This window comes from Agromyces mediolanus (genome assembly GCF_044917495.1).
Lineage (GTDB): Bacteria > Actinomycetota > Actinomycetes > Actinomycetales > Microbacteriaceae > Agromyces > Agromyces mediolanus_B.
The window spans coordinates 91,567-108,416 of record NZ_JAVSSI010000005.1; the positions used below are offsets into that span (position 1 = coordinate 91,567).

At 70.2% G+C, this 16,850-nt stretch carries 14 protein-coding genes; 8 read left to right on the forward strand and 6 right to left on the reverse strand.

The window, feature by feature from the left end; all coding sequences use genetic code 11:
- The first annotated feature begins 114 nt into the window (after positions 1-114).
- From ROT00_RS09215 to ROT00_RS09235, 5 genes are read left to right on the forward strand one after another with little or no spacing between them, the layout of a single operon-like run.
- Positions 115-1,494, forward strand: a complete 1,380-nt coding sequence (locus ROT00_RS09215; RefSeq protein ID WP_404774221.1) for an SDR family NAD(P)-dependent oxidoreductase — start codon at positions 115-117, stop codon at positions 1,492-1,494.
- Positions 1,495-1,517: 23 nt separating this feature from the next.
- Complete coding sequence (locus ROT00_RS09220; RefSeq protein ID WP_404774222.1) at positions 1,518-2,879, forward strand: O-antigen ligase family protein; 1,362 nt, start codon at positions 1,518-1,520, stop codon at positions 2,877-2,879.
- Between the two features lie 16 nt (positions 2,880-2,895).
- Positions 2,896-4,170, forward strand: a complete 1,275-nt coding sequence (locus ROT00_RS09225) for an O-antigen ligase family protein (RefSeq protein WP_404774224.1) — start codon at positions 2,896-2,898, stop codon at positions 4,168-4,170.
- A gap of 24 nt (positions 4,171-4,194) precedes the next feature.
- Positions 4,195-5,067, forward strand: coding sequence for an ABC transporter permease (locus tag ROT00_RS09230; protein ID WP_404774226.1), 873 nt, complete (start codon positions 4,195-4,197; stop codon positions 5,065-5,067).
- Positions 5,051-5,797 (forward strand): ABC transporter ATP-binding protein, encoded by a 747-nt coding sequence (locus tag ROT00_RS09235; RefSeq protein ID WP_404774228.1) that lies wholly within the window; start codon positions 5,051-5,053, stop codon positions 5,795-5,797. Before ROT00_RS09230 ends, ROT00_RS09235 begins: the two co-directional genes overlap by 17 nt.
- 40 nt (positions 5,798-5,837) lie before the next feature.
- On the opposite strand, the gene ROT00_RS09240 is transcribed toward ROT00_RS09235, so the two are convergent.
- Together ROT00_RS09240 and ROT00_RS09245 are read right to left on the reverse strand one after the other, a co-directional pair.
- Positions 5,838-6,044 (reverse strand): hypothetical protein, encoded by a 207-nt coding sequence (locus ROT00_RS09240; RefSeq protein ID WP_404774230.1) that lies wholly within the window; start codon positions 6,042-6,044, stop codon positions 5,838-5,840.
- 28 nt (positions 6,045-6,072) lie between these two features.
- Entirely contained in the window at positions 6,073-7,587 is a 1,515-nt protein-coding gene (locus ROT00_RS09245; RefSeq protein WP_404774232.1) for a hypothetical protein, read from the reverse strand.
- 180 nt (positions 7,588-7,767) lie between these two features.
- Here ROT00_RS09245 and ROT00_RS09250 point away from each other — a divergent pair, with 180 nt between their 5' ends.
- Positions 7,768-8,988, forward strand: a complete 1,221-nt coding sequence (locus tag ROT00_RS09250; protein ID WP_404774234.1) for a polysaccharide biosynthesis protein — start codon at positions 7,768-7,770, stop codon at positions 8,986-8,988.
- A gap of 56 nt (positions 8,989-9,044) precedes the next feature.
- Positions 9,045-10,961 (forward strand): glycosyltransferase, encoded by a 1,917-nt coding sequence (locus ROT00_RS09255; protein ID WP_404774236.1) that lies wholly within the window; start codon positions 9,045-9,047, stop codon positions 10,959-10,961.
- A 64-nt stretch (positions 10,962-11,025) separates the two neighbouring features.
- Here the strand turns inward: ROT00_RS09255 and glf are convergent, their stop codons facing one another.
- The 4 genes from glf to ROT00_RS09275 form a co-directional block, all read right to left on the reverse strand.
- Complete coding sequence (gene glf / locus ROT00_RS09260) at positions 11,026-12,183, reverse strand: UDP-galactopyranose mutase (protein ID WP_404774238.1); 1,158 nt, start codon at positions 12,181-12,183, stop codon at positions 11,026-11,028.
- Positions 12,180-13,481, reverse strand: a complete 1,302-nt coding sequence (locus tag ROT00_RS09265; RefSeq protein WP_404774240.1) for a nucleotide sugar dehydrogenase — start codon at positions 13,479-13,481, stop codon at positions 12,180-12,182. The genes glf and ROT00_RS09265 overlap by 4 nt, the downstream gene beginning before the upstream one ends.
- An 87-nt stretch (positions 13,482-13,568) precedes the next feature.
- Positions 13,569-14,633: a glycosyltransferase family 2 protein gene (locus ROT00_RS09270; protein ID WP_404774241.1), complete on the reverse strand. Its 1,065-nt coding sequence runs from the start codon at positions 14,631-14,633 to the stop codon at positions 13,569-13,571.
- The gene (locus ROT00_RS09275) at positions 14,620-15,711 is read right to left on the reverse strand and encodes a glycosyltransferase family 4 protein (RefSeq protein ID WP_404774243.1); all 1,092 of its coding nucleotides are present in this window, start codon (positions 15,709-15,711) and stop codon (positions 14,620-14,622) included. The genes ROT00_RS09270 and ROT00_RS09275 overlap by 14 nt, the downstream gene beginning before the upstream one ends.
- 58 nt (positions 15,712-15,769) lie before the next feature.
- On the opposite strand from ROT00_RS09275, the gene wecB reads away from it, so the two are divergent.
- A complete protein-coding gene (gene wecB, locus ROT00_RS09280; RefSeq protein WP_404774245.1) occupies positions 15,770-16,840 on the forward strand; it encodes a non-hydrolyzing UDP-N-acetylglucosamine 2-epimerase in 1,071 nt (356 codons plus the stop codon).
- Positions 16,841-16,850: the final 10 nt, after the last annotated feature.

Here is a 16,850-nt window from a genome sequence, read left to right on the forward strand (position 1 = left end):
GTCCGTCCGAGTTGGCGAGTAGCATCGGAACGCCCCGGCTGTTCGACCCACGTACACGCGCCGTTCGCGCGACATCTTGAGGAGTGATTCCCGCTGAAGACGACCGCCGTCGTATTGGCCGGAGGGGTCGGCACCCGTGTCGGCCTCGGCATGCCGAAGCAGCTCATCCGCATCGCTGGCAAGGCGATCGTCGAGCACACCCTCGAGCGGCTCGACGCCAATCCGGCCATCGACGAGGTGCTCGTCGTCATGAACGCCGGAGCCATTCATGAGCTCGATCATCTGCGTGACGACCCTCGGTTCACGAAGCTCCTCGACATCATCCCCGGCGGCGACACCCGGAACGACAGCACGAAGGCGGCACTCGCCGCGCTGCCCGAAGACGGCAAGGTACTCTTCCATGACGCGGTTCGACCGTTCGTCGACGACCGCATCATCGACGACTGCATCGCAGCGCTCGACCAGTTCGACGCGGTGGACACCGCGATCGCGTCGGCGGACACGATCATCGAGGTCGACGAGGAGTCGGTCATCACTGGCATCCCGAAGCGTTCAACGCTCCGGCGCGGCCAGACCCCGCAGGCGTTCCGGCTCCCCGTCATCCGCCGCGCATACGAGCTCGCTGCGGGCGATCCGGCGTTTGCAGCGACCGACGACTGCGGCGTCGTGTTCACCTACCTCCCCGAGGTCCGCATCAAGGTGATCGAAGGCACGGCGGAGAACATGAAGGTGACCGAGCCGCTCGACCTGCACATCGCCGACAAGATCTTCCAGCTCCAGTCGGCCTCGTTCGCCGCGCAAGCGAGCGATGCCGAGTTGCCGGACCTCACCGGGCGCTCGGTCGTCGTCTTCGGCGGCAGCTACGGCATCGGTGCGGCCATCGCCGAGCAGGCGGTCACCACCGGTGCGACCGTCCACGTATTCAGTCGAAGCACCACGGGCACCGACATCGGCTCCCGCAAGGCCGTCCGGCGGGCGCTCGCCCAGGCGGCCGAGTCCGGTCCCATCGACTACGTCGTCGTCACCGCGGGCGTCCTCACGATGTCGGAGCTCACCCGCACCTCGAAGAAGCGCCTGCGGCGCACCGTCGACGTCAACCTCGTCGGCCCGGCCAAGGTCGCCCAGGAGGCCTACCCGTACCTCGAGGCATCCGGCGGCCAGCTGCTGCTCTTCACCTCGAGCTCCTACACGCGGGGCCGCGCCGGCTACAGCATGTACTCGGCGACCAAGGCCGGCGTCGTCAATCTCACTCAGGCGCTCGCCGACGAATGGGCGGACGCCGGAGTCTCGGTCAACTGCATCAATCCGCAGCGCACCCGCACCCCGATGCGCGTCCAGGCGTTCGGCGAGGAGCCCCCGGCCACCCTGCTCGACCCGGATGAGGTGGCGCGCGTCTCACTCGCAGTGCTCGATTCGGGTCTCACCGGCCAGGTCGTCGACGTCCGCGTCCAGCAGGCGTCCGCCGCGCCCGTGCGCCGCGCCACGAGCAGCTGAGGGGGCGCGCTACCCTTGACCCCATGACCCCGGCCCGCCGTGACGCCTTCGTGGGCGCCTACGCGACCTTCGCCCTGTTCACGCTGTTCGCGGGGCAGTTCTGGCGGAACCTGCTCGGCTGGTGGGGCTTCGGGGCGATCGCGGTGCTCGTCATCGCGGGTGCGGTCTGGCTCGTCCTCGTCGAGCGGCCGGAGTGGAGCTGGCGCCGCGTCCCCAAATCGACGCTCGCGTTCGCGCTCATCGCCACGGTCTCGATCGCCTGGTCGGCGTATCCGGCCTCCTCCGCCCTCGGCGTCGCACTCACCCTCGTCACGATCTTCGTCGGCGTCGCGCTCGCCAGCTCCCTCAGCTGGAATCGCCTCGCACGCGCCCTCGGCGGTGCGCTGAAGTGGATCCTCGCGCTCTCGCTCCTCTTCGAACTCTGGGTCGCCGTCGTCGTCCGGGGTCCGCTGCTGCCGAACTTCCCCGACTTCGAGGTCACCGGCGAGAAGCTGCCGATGGCGTTCTACTGGTCCCGCGGCCTGCTGCTCGGCGGCGGCCCGATCGAGGGCATCGTCGCCAGCCGCAACCTGCTCGCGATGGTGGCGCTGCTCGCCGTCATCCTTTTCGCGACGATGCTGGCCGCCGGCAGCGTGCGGCGCGGCCCGGGGATCGCGTGGCTCGTCATCGCGCTCCTGACGCTCGCACTCACCCGCTCGGCGACCGTGATCCTCGCGGGCGTGCTGGTCGCGGTGGCGCTCGGCTTCGCGGTGTGGGCGCGCCGGGTCGGCCCCGAACGCCGGCGCCGCGTCTACGCGACGGCGCTCGCCGCGCTCGTCGCCGGGGTGACCGCCCTCATCGTCGGCTGGGACCTCCTGCTCCGCGTGTTCGGCAAGGGCGAAGACCTCACCGGCCGCCTCGACATCTGGAACTCCGTCATCGGGATGGCCCTCGAGCGGCCGTGGTTCGGCTGGGGCTGGATCGGCTACTGGATGCCGTGGGTGCCCCAGTTCGAAGACCTCGCCGTGCGGAAGGGCGTGACCTACCTGCAGGCGCACGACGCCTGGCTCGACGTCTGGATGCAGCTCGGAGTCCTCGGGCTCATCGCCTTCGCCTCGGTCGTGATCGGGGCGCTCTGGCGCAGCTGGTTCCTCGCCGTCGACCCGCCGATGGACGCGATCGGGCGCCGTCTGCGGCACACCGCGGCCTCGCTCGGCCCGCTGCTCCTCCTCGTCGCGCTCATCGGCCAGAGCTTCGCCGAGAGCCGTCTGCTCGTCGAAGGCGGCCTCGCCCTCCTCATCATCATCGCGTGGTCCACGAAGCGCGGGCAGTGGCAGCCGGAGCCGATGCCGGCCGAGGCCCCGCCGGTGCCCGCCCATCGGCTGCCGCCCCCGGCGGGCGCATGAGCCGGGCCGGACGCCGATGACCGAGCGGACGACGCTCGCGGCACTGCGCGAGTTCGCGGGCTCGGCCCGTTTCGCGCAGGCGCTCACCCTGATCGCGGTCGGACTCGCGTTCTCGACCCACGCCATCCGGAGCCTCGTCGGCTGGCCAGGCCTGCTTGCGGCGCTCACCGCGCTCATCGCGCTCTGCGGCGTCTCCCTCGTGGCCAGATGGCGCGCGGTGGAGTGGTACGGCATCCTCCCGCTCACCATCCTCGTCTTCGTCGGCTGGTGCGCGGCGTCCGTCATCTGGAGCGCGACCCCGGCCCGGAGCGTCGCCGGGGTCGCCTACCTCGTCGCGTTCACCGTGCTCGGCGTCTACGTCGCGCTGATGCGCGACACGATCCAGATCGTGCGCGCCTTCGGCGACGTGCTGCGGCTCCTCCTGTCGGTCTCGCTCGCACTCGAGGTGCTCTCCGGGCTCCTCCTCGACCTGCCGATCGTCTTCCTCGGCATCAAGGGCGACCTCGCTTCGCTCGGACCCATCCAGGGCCTCTTCGGCTCGCGCAACCTCCTCGGGTTCGTCGCCCTCATCGCGCTGCTCACCTTCGTCATCGAGTGGCGCACGAAGAGCGTCCTGCGCGGGCGCGCGATCGCCTCCCTCGTGCTCGCGGCGGCCTGCCTCGTGCTCTCCGGGTCGCCGACGACGTGGGTCGCGCTCGGCGCCGCGCTCGTGGCCACTCTGGCGCTCTACGGCCTGCGGCGCGCCAAGCCGGCGACCAGGCGCAACTGGCAGCTCGCGCTCATCAGCACCGGCGTGCTCGCGGTCGTGCTGGGCTGGGCGTTCCGCGTGCAGATCATCGAGACGCTCGACGCGCGCGGCGAGCTCGACGTGCGGATCGACGTCTGGCGCGAGCTCTCCCGGTACCTCAACACCAACCCGCTGCAGGGCTGGGGCTTCGTCGGCCCCTGGCCCGATCGCATCCCGTACACCTGGATCGAGGTCGCGACGGGCCGGCCCCACGAATCCGCACTGAACGCCTACATGGACGCGTACTTCCAGGTCGGCGTCATCGGGGCCCTGCTCCTCGTCGCGCTCGTCGGCGTCGCGCTCGTGCGGGCGTGGCTCCTCGCCTCGAATCGGCGCAGCGTGGTCTACGCCTGGCCCGCGATGATGCTCGTCGTCATCGCCGTGACGAGCTTCGCCGAGAGCTTCGCCCTCCTCGAGGGCGGGTGGATGCTGCTCGTCGTCTGCGCGGTGAAGGCCGCACGCGACATGAGCTGGCGCGACGCACTCGCGGTGAGCGCACGTTGAGTGCGGCGGACTAGAATCATCGGGATGTCCGCACCGCAGTCCCCCGCCGACCTGTCGGGATTCGTCGTACCGGGCACCAGTCGCGGCATCGTCGATGTCGTCCGCCGTCGGTACCTGTTGCGCCTGCTCGTCCGGAAGGGCGTGCTCACCAGATACCACGGATCGGTCCTCGGCTGGGCCTGGTCGTATGTCAAGCCGACGGCGCAATTCCTCATCTACTTCGTCGTGATGGGCGTGTTCCTCAATCTCAATCGAGGCATCGAGGGCTTCCCCGTCTATCTGTTCTCGGGCATCGTCGTCGTGAACCTCTTCAACGAGGCGTTCGGAAACGCGACGAAGTCGATTGTGAACAACAAGGCGCTCGTCAAGAAGATCTATCTGCCTCGGGAGCTCTTCCCGATCGCCGATGTCTTCATCGCCTTCGTACATTTCCTCCCTCAGCTCAGCATCCTGCTCGTCGTCTGCATCCTGCTCGGCTGGGTGCCGACGGTGGTGCAACTCGCCGGAGCCCTCCTCGCGATCGCGATCGTGCTCCTGCTGGCGACCGGGCTCGGGATGATCTTCGGAGCGGTGAACGTCTCCTACCGCGACGCCCAGAACCTCGTCGAACTGATTCTGCTCTTCGCCACCTGGACCTCGCCGGTGCTCTACTCGTTCACGATGGTGCGGGACAAGGCTCCCGCCTGGTTGTTCGACCTCTACATGGCGAATCCGCTGACGTCAGCGGTCGAGCTGTTCCATTCCGCGTTCTGGTTCCCGACCACCTCGGAAACCGCGGAGCGCCCCGAGCACCTCTGGCTGTTCGCCGGAACGTCGGTCATCATCGCCCTGGTACTCCTGCTCATCGGCCAACTCGTCTTCAGGAAGCTGGAGGGACGTTTTGCCCAGGACCTCTGACTCGCGACCGCGCATCATCATCGAGGGCGTGCGCAAGACGTACCGCCTCCAGCACACGCACTCCTTCAAGGAGACCTTCGTCGCCTGGTTGCAGCGCAAGCGCATCTCCACGAGCTTCGAGGCGCTCGACGGGATCGACATCACCGTCGGCGAGGGCGAGTCCATCGCGCTGCTCGGCTACAACGGCTCGGGGAAATCGACCCTGCTGAAGCTCGTCTCCGGCGTGCTGCGGCCCGACGCGGGGCGTATTCTGACCCGCGGTCGAGTCGCGGGCCTGATCGAGGTCGGCGCCGGCTTCCATCCCGATCTCAGCGGCCGGGAGAACGTCTACTTGAATGCCGCGATCCTCGGCATGACGAAGTCGGAGATCGACGCGAGGTTCGACGATATCGTCGAGTTCTCCGAGATCGGCGAGTTCATCGACACCGAGGTGAAGCACTACTCGTCGGGGATGTTCGTGCGGCTCGCGTTCTCGGTGGCGATCCACACCTCGCTCGACATTCTGCTCGTCGACGAAGTGCTCGCCGTCGGCGATGCGCCCTTCCGGGAGAAGTGCAAGGCCAAGATCCGTGAACTCGTCGCCGCGGAAAAGACGCTGTTCATCGTGAGCCACGACCTCGGCATGGTCTCTGAGATCTGCGACCGGGGCATCGTGCTCCGACGCGGGTCGATGGTCTTCGACGGTGACGTCGACGAGGCGATCGCGACGCTCAAGGCCTCCAAGCGATGACGGCCTGGCGCCCGCCCACGGCGATGCCGCTCCCGCGAGCTCAGCGCGCGGCGTCCTCCCGGCGCAGGCCTTCGAACACGAGGTCGTAGAGCTCGGCCGCGCGTCGCGCCTCGGAGCGGAGCTCGTCGAGCTCCCGCCGGAGCTCGGCGATCTCGCCCTCGAGGCGCGCGATCTCCGGAGACGAGGCCGGACGCTGCGGCTTCCTCCGCCCCGCCAGCTTGGACATCGCCCGACGGATCCTGCTCATTCGTTCCTCCCCGGGGCGCTCGGCGCGCTCATGCGCCCTGCCCGCGTTCGATGACCACCGTCGCGAATCGGCGGAGTCCGGCGCTCGTCCGACGATACCCGGTGCCGCGGACCTCGAAGCGGAGACCGGACGATGCGATCTCATCGCGGAGCCACGCGAGCGGCAGATGCCAGGTGTCGGGACGGGCGTGCTCGTAGTGCAGCGAGGGGTTGACCGGGAACGAGGCGACCGCGCGGCCCTCGGTGCCGAGCACGAGGTCCAGGAACCGGAAGACGTTCGCCCGGATGTCGCGCGTGAGATACGCGAGCACGTCGCTCAGCAGGACGTTCGGCTGCCCGCCCGCCTCGAGCTCCGCAGCCCCGAGGCCCAGCAGATCGCGGCGATCCGCCGCGTTCACCCGCTGCACTTCGAAGCGCCCGCCCGAGAGCTGCTCGGCCGCCGTCACGGCTCCGAGCGCGTAGTCGGCAGCCAGCACGCGATGCCCGCGCTCCGCGAGGAGTCGCGCGTTCTCGCCGATCCCGCTGCCGAGATCGATGACGCGGGAATCGCGCGGGAGCAGCCGGTCGAGCTCGTCCGCGTCGCCGTGCCAGCTCGAGGCGGCCCGGCCGATCCAGTCCTCCCAGAAGTGGCGGTTGAGGTCGTAGACGCCGAACCAGTTCTCGAATCGACGCCGGGTCGAGCTCGGTGTGCGGAAGCGGAACGACGGGTCCGGAGTCCGCCATCCGGCGCCGTAGCAGAGGGCGAGCCAGCGCTCCGGATCGGCGACGGCGGGGAACTCGCGGCCGGCGAGCCGAGCGGTGCCGAGCGGCAGGATCGCCTCGACCGGCAGCTCCCCGCGGACCGCGATCGGCTGATGGTAGCTGCCCTCGTGGTGGAAGCCCAGGAAGACATCGACGTGGGCTCGTCCCCGCTCCCCCGCCATGATGACCTGCAGATGCGCGTCACTGTGCCGCACGACCGTGCGTCCAGACGCTTCGAGGACGCGCTGGATGCCGTAGGAGGCGAGCGACACGTCGGCCGGACCGACCTCGCCGAGGTAGACGAAGACGTCGGCGTCATCGTCGCGCTCGATGATGTCGCCCGAACGGATCGCGCCGAGCAGGGTCCCGCCGGTGATGCTCACCGCGTAGTCGGCGGCCTGCAGCGCCGCAACGACCTCGTCGAGCCCGTGCAGGAGCACCGAGTGCAGGTCCTCACTCGGCGCCGCGGCGAGCTTCCCCCACTTGTCGACGACGAGCCCGGCCTGCCCGAGCGAGCGGAGATCGCGCCCGAGACGCGGTTCGCCGAAGGAGTACCTTCCCGTCGCGAGCACCTCGCCGTCGGCCGCGCGCACGACGACGACCCCGCCACCGCTCAGGTACGGGAGCAGCGCGCGGGGCCAGGGCATCCGATGCGTGCGCGGACCCGGCCGCTCTGTCCGTCCCGACCAGAGCCGGAGGCCGCCGATCTCGACGTCGACCTGCAGCTCGCCTTCTCCGGGCAGCGCCGGCCACTCGAGCCATCGACGGCGGGCGACGACGACGCGCGGCAGTGCGCGCGGCATCGACTGAGTAGACATCGCACCTCCATGCCCCCGTCGGCCGTTCGAGCCGTCACCCGCACCCACAGTCTATGCACTCGGGCTCCGCGCGCCGCCTCACGGGTTCTCGACCTGCGGTAGGGCAGAATGGACCGACCGCCCGTCCCCTCAGGGCGAACCCCCTGCCCGAGGAGCGCCCGCCGGATGAAGAAGAGCACCGCAGCGCGGTTCGCCGGCGGCTACGGACTGTCCGTGATCCTCAGCGGCATCGTGAGCCTCGCGGTGATCCCGACCGTCATCATCGGAGCCGGCGACCGGGCCTGGGCCGCGATCGCGGTGGCGCAGGCCGTCGCCGGATTCGCCGCGGTGTTCGCGGTGTACGGCTGGGGCGTCGTCGGGCCGACCCGGGTCGCCGAGCTCGCGCCCGACGCCCGGGGCGCCTACTTCGCCGACTCGCTCCTCAGCCGGGCCTGGCTCGCCGTCGTCATCGTCCCGATCGCGGTCGTCATCGCGGTCGTCCTCGTGCCCGACTTCCCACTGCTGGCGGCGCTCACGGTCGCGGCCGGCACGCTCGTCGGGCTCGGTGCCGGCTGGTTCTTCGTGGGCGAGGCGAGCCCCGTGCGCTTCCTCTTGCTCGACACGATGCCGCGTCTCGTCGGCACGATTGCCGGCGCGATCGTGCTGGGTCTCAGCGGTGACGCGATCTGGTTCGCCGGCCTCCAACTGTTCGGGGTCGTTGTCGCCGCGGTCGCGAGCAGCTGGAACATCCTGCGCCGCTACCCGGCGAGCGGATTCACCCTCTCCCCGGTGCGCGCCGTCAGGAATCTCGCCGGGCAGGCTGCCCCGGTCACGATGTCGGCGACCTCCTCCGTGTATCTGAACGTGCCGATCGTGCTGGTCGAGCTCTTCATCCCCCAGGCGACCGCCGTCTACGCCCTCGCCGAGCGCATCGTGCGACTCGCCCTCTACGCGACCCGGCCGATCGTCCAGGTCGCGCAGGGCTGGGTGCCGACCGGCGACACGCTCCGCACTGCCCAGCGGGCGCGCACGGTGACCCTCGTCGCACTCGGGCTCGGCGCACTCGGCGGGCTCTGCTACGGCATCGCCGGCCCGTGGATCGGCGACGTCCTTTCCGGCGGCACGCTCGAGATCACGAGCGCGCTCGCCATCCCGATGGCGATCAACCTCGCGGCGATCCTCGCCTCCCAGCTCACCGGGTTCGCCTGCCTGACGGCGCTCGGCCTGGAGCGCGTGCTCGCCTCGAGCACCATCGCCGGGGCGATCGTCGGCACCCTCTGCATGATCCCGCTCATGCTCCTCCTCGGTGTGCCGGGTGTCGCGTGGGGCCTCGCAGCCGCCGAGCTCTGCGTGCTCGGCCTCCAGCTGCTCCGGCTCGCTCCGCGGCTTCGCAGCTCCGCAGGTTAGGCTCGTAGGCGCCCCGGCCCACCCCGGGGCGCATCGACCACTCGGAGAGAACCACCGTGGCAAGTGAATGGACCGAACTCCAGCGCGTCGTCTTCCCCCAGGACGGCGATCCCGACGTGCTGCCGCTCTACGTCGACACCGACGTCTGGGCGCGCTTCGGCGGCCGTGAGGTGCGCGTCAGCGACCGAGCGCACATCGACGATGTCCTCGGCCGGCGCTCCTTCCGCGTCGCGGCCGGTGAGCGGGCCTCCTTCGCGGCCTACTTCAATGCGTTCCCGGCGTCCTACTGGCAGCACTGGACCGTCGTCGATCGCATCCGTCTCCGGGTGTCCGCCACCGGCAGCGGCACCCTGCTCGTCTACCGTTCAACAGCCCAGGGCGTGCAGCAGCGCGTGACGACCGAGCCGCTCGAGACGGGAGCGGAGACCACCGTCGAGCTGCCCGTCACGACCTTCGGCGACGGCGGCTGGTACTGGTTCGACGTCGTCGCCGGCCGTGAAGACGTCGTCGTGTCCGACGCCGTGTGGGAGACCGATCGCGCCCCGGTGACGGACGGCACGGCGGCAATCGGCATCACGACGATGAACAAGCCCGACTACTGCGCGCGCACCCTCGCGGCCATCGCCGACGATGCGGACCTCGACCGGCTCGTCAGCCGCGTCTACGTGATCGATCAGGGCACGAGCCTCGTCGCCGACGAGCCGGAGTACCCCGAGGTCTCAGCGAGGCTCGGCGAGCGCCTGCAGCTCATCCAGCAGGCGAATCTCGGTGGATCCGGCGGGTTCGCTCGCTCCATGTACGAGACGCTCGAAGCGGGCGACGCCGAGTACCTCATCCTGCTCGACGACGACGTCACCATCGAGCCGGAGAGCATCGCGCGGAGCATCCGATTCTCCCGCTTCGCGAAGAAGCCGGTCCTCGTGGGCGGCCACATGTTCGATCTGCTGAACCGTCCCGTGATGCACGCCTTCGCGGAGACCGTCGACTTCTCGCCCTTCATGTGGCACGCGCAGCCGCACGACGAGGTGCCGCACGACTTCCGCTTCGGCAATCTGCGACAGACGAAGTGGATGCACGCCAGGATGGACGCCGACTACAACGGCTGGTGGTTCTGCCTGATCCCGGTCGCCGCCATCCGCGAGGTCGGGCTCTCGCTCCCCGCCTTCATCAAGTGGGACGACGCGGAGTACTGCCTGCGGGCCGGCGCGAACGGCTTCCCCACGGTCACTCTGCCCGGGGCGGCGCTCTGGCACGTCTCCTGGCTCGACAAGGACGACTCCATCGACTGGCAGGCGTACTTCCACGCCCGCAACCGCTTCGTCGCGGCGCTGCTGCACTCCCCCTTTCCCGATGGCGGGCGCATCACCGACGACAGCTTCCGCTGGGACGTCCGGCACCTCCTCGCGATGCAGTACTACCCGATCACGCTCCGGCACCGAGCGCTCCGCGACATCCTCCGCGGACCGGCGCACATGCAGCGCGAGCTGCCGACCATCCTCGGCTCGCTTCGCGCCACGGCGAAGGAGTTCCCGGAGAAGACCGTCCTGCACGACGGCGACATCCCGGCGACCGTCGAGGGCAAGAAGGTGTACCCGCTGCCCCTCGACGGCAAACCCGCGAAGGGCCCCCGGGGCATCCCGCTCGCGATCTTCACGGCGCGGATGTCGCTCCGCCAGGCCCTTACGAAGCCGGCGGCGCGGAACGTCGAGGCGCCGCAGGTCGAGCTCGCCAAGCGCGACGGCTCGTGGTTCCGTCTGCCCTACTACGACAGCGCGCTCGTCTCGACGGCCGACGGCACCGGCAAAGTGCGGTACACGCGGGATCCCGCGCGCTTCCGCCGGATGATCCGGGAAAGCCGCCGCCTGCACCGCGAACTCCGTCGCCGCTGGCCGGAGCTGTCCAAGCAGTACCGGGACGCGCTCCCCGAGATCACCTCGCCGGAGGCGTGGCGGAGGACCTTCGACGGTCAGTAGCTCCGACGCCGAACGGCCCGGCTCCTCGGGGAGTCGGGCCGTTCGCCGTCGGATGCTGCGCTGGTCAGTCGCCGGCGCCGAACCGCTCGCGGAGCCGGTTCTGGAACATGCTGAGCGCCGAGCCGATCGCCATGTGCATGTCGAGGTACTGGTAGGTGCCGAGCCGTCCGCCGAAGTAGACATCGGGCTCGCCGTCCTGCAGCTCGCGGTAGGCGAGCAGCGCCGCCCGGTCCTCCGGGGTGTTCACGGGGTAGTAGGGCTCGTCGCCGCGCTCGGCGAAGCGGGAGAACTCGCGCATGATGATCGTACGGTCGCCCGGATACTCGCGCTCCGGGTGGAAGTGGCGGAACTCGTGGATGCGCGTGTACGGCACGGAGGCGTCGGCGTAGTTCATGACCGAGGTGCCCTGGAAGTCGCCGACCGGGAGCACCTCCCGCTCGAAGTCGAGGGTGCGCCAGGAGAGGTGCCCGGCCGAGGAGTCGAAGTACCGGTCGACCGGGCCCGTGTAGACCACCGGCACGCTGCCGACGACGGCGGCCTTGTTGATCGGCTGACCGGCGTCGAAGAAGTCGGTCGAGAGCTTCACGTCGATGTTCGGGTGGTCGGCCATCCGCTCGATCCACGCCGTGTACCCGTCGACGGGGAGCCCCTCGTGGGTGTCGTTGAAGTAGCGGTTGTCGTACGTGTACCGCACGGGCAGCCGGCTGATGACCTCAGCGGGGAGCTCCGTCGGGGCGGTCTGCCACTGCTTCGCGGTGTAGTCGCGGATGAACGCCTCGTAGAGCGGGCGTCCGATGAGGGAGATCGCCTTCTCCTCGAGGTTCGCGGCCGATTTGGTGTCGAACTCCTCCGCCTGCGAGGCGATGAGCGCGCGGGCCTCGTCGGGCGAGTAGGCGGCGCCGAAGAACTGGTTGATCGTGCCGAGGTTCACCGGCAGCGGGTACACGACGCCGTTGTGGTTCGTGTAGACCTTGTGCACGTAGCTCGTGAAGGCCGTGAACCGGTTGACGTACTCCCAGACCTTCTCGTTCGAGGTGTGGAAGAGATGCGCGCCGTAGCGGTGCACCTCGATGCCGGTGGCGGGGTCGGCCTCGCTGTAGGCGTTCCCGCCGATATGGTCGCGGCGGTCGATGACCTGCACGCGGAGCCCGAGCTCGGTGGCGGCCCGCTCGGCGATCGTGAGGCCGAAGAAGCCGGACCCGACGACGACGAGGTCGGTCATCGCGCACCCCCCGCTCCGATGACGAGCCGCGGTGTGCCGACCCAGTGTTCGGCGGTCGTGACATTGCGTCCGTCGACGATGAGCCGGACTCCCGGCACGTCCGCGGCGCCGATCGCACGGTAGTCGGCGTGGTCGGCCTGGACGACGACGAGGTCGGCCGGCTCGCCGAGGTGGTACGGCGTCCAACCGAAGCGGGCCAGCTCGTCGTCGCTGTAGAGCGGATCCTGCACCCGGACCTCGGCCCCCCGCGCGCGGAGCGCCTCGACGGTCGCGAAGACCCCGGAGAACGCGGTCTCCTTGACCCCGCCGCGGTAGGCGGCGCCGAGCACGACGGCGGTGAGGCCCGAGAGGTCGCCGAGCACACCCGCTGCCTGATCGACGAGCCGCTCCGGCATCGAGGCGTTCAGGAGTCGCGCGGTGCGCACGATCTCCGCGTCGCGGTCGGTCGAGAGGTACAGGCGCGGGTAGACAGGGATGCAGTGTCCGCCGACCGCGATGCCGGGCCGGTGGATGTGGCTGAAGGGCTGCGAGTTGCACGCCTCGATCATCTGGTAGACGTCGACGCCGATCTCGTCGGCGTACAACGCGAATTGGTTGGCGAGGCCGATGTTCACGTCACGGTAGGTCGTCTCGGCGAGCTTCGCCATCTCGGACGCCTCGGGCGAGCCCATGTCCCACACGCCGTTGGGCCGGGCGAGATCGGGACGCTCGTCGAAGGTGAGCACAGCCTCGTAGAACTCGACCGCGCGGCGGCCTCCCTCGGCGCTCATCGCGCCGACGAGCTTGGGGTACTTCTTGAGATCGGCGAAGACCCGGCCGGTCAGCACCCGTTCGGGCGAGAAGACGAGGTGGAAATCGGTGCCCTCGGTGAGGCCGGAGACCTCTTCGATCATCGGCTTCCAGCGGCCCCTCGTCGTGCCGACGGGCAGCGTGGTCTCGTAGGAGACGAGCGTGCCGGGTGTGAGGTGCTCGGCGAGCGAGCGGGTTGCCGCATCCATCCAGCCGAAGTCCGGCTCCCATGTCTCGTCGTTCACGAAGAGCGGGACCACGAGCACGACGGCGTCGGCACCCGGGATCGCCTCGGCGTAGTCGGTGGTGGCACGCAGCCGACCGGCCGGCACGAGCTCGGAGAGCTTCTCCTGCAGTTGCGCCTCACCCGGGAAGGGCTCGGTGCCGGCGTTGACGAGGTCGACCACCGCCTGATTCACGTCGACGCCGACGACCTCGTGGCCTTGGTCGGCGAACTGCACAGCGAGAGGGAGGCCGATCTTTCCGAGGGCCACGACGGCGATACGCATGGGGTCGAGTTTATCGCGGCGATCCTGGACGACGGACCGGTGTGCCCTGAGCCGCGCACCGGGCCGCCCGACGGCGCGGAGCCCGGCTCAGTCGCGACCGGCGAGCCAGGTGGCCGCCGCGAAGCGGAGTGGCGCCTCGCGGGCGGCGATCGCGCTCAGACGGTTCGGGAGCAGCGCTCGCGGTGAGACGAAGCGCCGTCTGGCCCGTGACCGCGCGTCGAGTTCAGCGTCCGTCGCAGCAAGGTCCAGGATGGCGCGGACGAGCGCTTCGTCGGCTCGGGAGAGCACTCCGCGCGCGCGGGGCGCGAATGCGTCGAGCATGGCGCAGATGTCGCGGAGCGCCCGGCGATCCGCGACGCTCCACGCCCCCGCGCGGGTGTGGACTGCGCCGAACACGGGGAGACGCCACAGCTTCACGGCGAGCGACTGCCGCTGTCGTTCGCCGAGACCGAGCGCCCACCGATCTCGCAGGAGCAGGGCGACCGCTGCGAGGTCGTCGGCGACGGTGCGCTTGGCGAAGGTGACCCGCTCAGCGTCGTCGTGGATCAGGTACTCGGCGCCTCGGCGCACTCGGGCGATCTTCGCCCCCGAGAACCAGAGCTCGGTCGAGAATCGCAGGTCCTCCCCCGTCGCGAGCCCCGCCGTGAACCGGAGGCTGCCGAAGCGTCCCGTCGACATGATGCCCAGCGGGGCGGTCCGGTACGCGAGCCGGTCGCGCACGGGATCCAGGCGGGCGGCGCGGCCCGGTCGCGTCGGCGGGGTCGGCACCCGCCGACCACCGGCGTAGCGCAGTACCGGCAGCACGACCTCCGCGCCCGTGCGCTCGCCGATCTCGATCCAGCGGTCGACGGCCCCTGGCGCGAGTTCGTCGTCGGAGCCCATGATCGCGAAGTAGTCGGCGCGGACCCCTTCGAGTCCCCGATTGAACGGCCCGGCGGGGCTCGGGATGCCGTCGTCGAGGTGTTCCAGATGCACGCGTCGATCGTCGGCGAGCGCGCCGAGCCGTTCGGCGATCCCGGAGGCGGGCGTGTTGTGACACACCACGATGACCCGTGCGACTCGTGCCGAGCTCAATGCGGACGAGACGGCACGCCCGAGCTGCCGACGAGGATCGTGGGCGGCGATGACGAGATCGACCTCAGCTGCGGGCACGTCGAGCCTCCCCTGCGCCCGCGTAGACGTCCGCGTACGCCGACCGCCGTGCGGACTCGGTGAAGCGAGCGCGAGCCGCCGAGGCGATCTGTTCAGCCGATCGGTCGATGTTCGCCGCGAGCACCGCCTCGACACCGTCGGCGTAGACGTCAGGGGTGCGCTCGGCGACGAGCACTCCGTCCGGCGGCGCGACGAATCCCGCTTGCTCGCCGTTCGAGCCGACCACGACCGGCCGACCGGCCGCGAGCGCCTCGGCGATCGCGACGCCGAACGTCTCGCTCTGCGTCGGGAGGATGAACACGTCGCTCTCGGCGAGGGCGGCACCGACGTGGTCCGGCTCCACCCGTCCGTGCAGGACGACGCGGTCTGCGACCCCGAGCTCGATGGAGCGGTGCTCGAGTTCGGACCGCATCGGGCCCTCCCCCAGCCAGTCCAGGCGGACGTCGTGACCGCGCGCCAGGAGTTCGGCGACCGCCCCCACGGCGAGCTCCGGGCCCTTCGCGGCGAGCAAGCCGCCCACTCCGAGCAATCGGATGCCCGGCCCCACGCGCCTGGCAGGTGCCGTGTCCGCCATCGTGACGGCGTTCGGTATCACCATGGTCGGGCGACGGCGGACGCGCTGCACTCGGTCGGCAAGACGTGCGCCGACCGTGACGACGGCGTCCGGGCGCGCGAGCAGTCGGTCGATCGCGGGGATGACGATGCGCGCGGCGAGGGGCACGGTGCGCGGCGCCACGAGGCCCGACCAGTGCTCGGTGTGCACCCAGGGGATCGGCACCTCGAGCCCGCGGAACGGCAGGAGGGCCGAGGCGGCCATGCTGTGCACCAGCTGAGTGTCGCGGAGCCGAGTGCGGAGCTCGCGCCTCGCCGCGGCGACGCTCCCCGGATTCGTCGGAGACATCCGGATCGTGGTGATGCTCCGTGGCCCCGCGAAGGAGAGCGTGCCGCCCGTGGCCGACAGATGGACGACGTCGACGTCGTGGTCGAGCGCGAGCAGTTCGATGTCGCGCTTGACGAAGATGCCGCTCTCCGGGGCCGACTCGGTCGGCAGCCACGTCGTGACCACGAGCACTCTCACCCTTCGACGCTAGCAGCAGCGCGCGGTGAAGCTGTCGCGTCGCCTAGACTCGTGCCCCGTGAAGGTCATCAGCGTCGTGGGCGCCCGCCCGCAGTTCGTCAAGCTCGCCCCCATCGCCAGAGCCGCGGCCGCCGCCGGCGTGGAGCACGTGATCGTGCACACCGGGCAGCACTACGATCCGATGCTCTCCGACGTGTTCTTCGAGGATCTCGGCATCCCCGCTCCCGACGTGCATCTCGGCGTCGGTTCCGGAAGCCACGGCGTGCAGACCGGCGCGATGCTCGGCGCGCTCGACGCGGTGTTCGACGAGCACGATCCCGATTGGGTCCTCGTGTACGGCGATACCAATTCGACCCTCGCCGCGGCGGTGAGCGCCGTGAAGCTCCACTACCCGCTCGCCCACCTCGAGGCCGGTCTGCGCTCATTCAATCGGCGAATGCCGGAGGAGCACAACCGAGTGCTGACCGATCACGCCGCCGATCTGTGCCTGGCCCCGACCGAGGTCGCGATGGGGCACCTCGCGAACGAGGGCCTCTCCAACCGTTCGACGCTCGTCGGCGATGTGATGACCGACGTACTGTTCCAGGTGCGCGATGCCGTTGCCGGCTCCGCCTCGGTGCTCGTCGACGAGCTCGGCCTCACCCCGGGCCAGTTCCACGTCGCCACCATCCACCGTGCGGAGAACACCGACGACCCGGAACGACTGGCCGAGATCGCGCGCGCGCTCGGCTCGCTCGACCATCCCGTCGTCCTCCTCGCCCATCCGCGAGTCGTCGCGAAGGCCGCCGCGCACGGCATCGAGCTCACGCAGGGATCGCTCGTCGCGCACGCTCCACTCGCCTACCCGGACCTCATCGCCGCGGTGCTCGCGAGCCGCGGGGTCGTGACGGACTCCGGCGGGTTGCAGAAGGAGGCGTTCCTGCTCCGCGTTCCGTGCACGACCGTCCGCCCCGAGACGGAGTGGGTGGAGACGGTCGAGCTCGGCTGGAACGTGCTCGCGAACACCTCGGAGGAGATCGCTGCCGCCGTGCGCCGTCCGGCCCCCCCGGCGACGGACGCGTCGCCGTACGGCGACGGCCGCGCCGCCGAGCGAGTCATCGCGGAACTCGCGAAATCGATGCGCCGCTGACGCGGCGGCG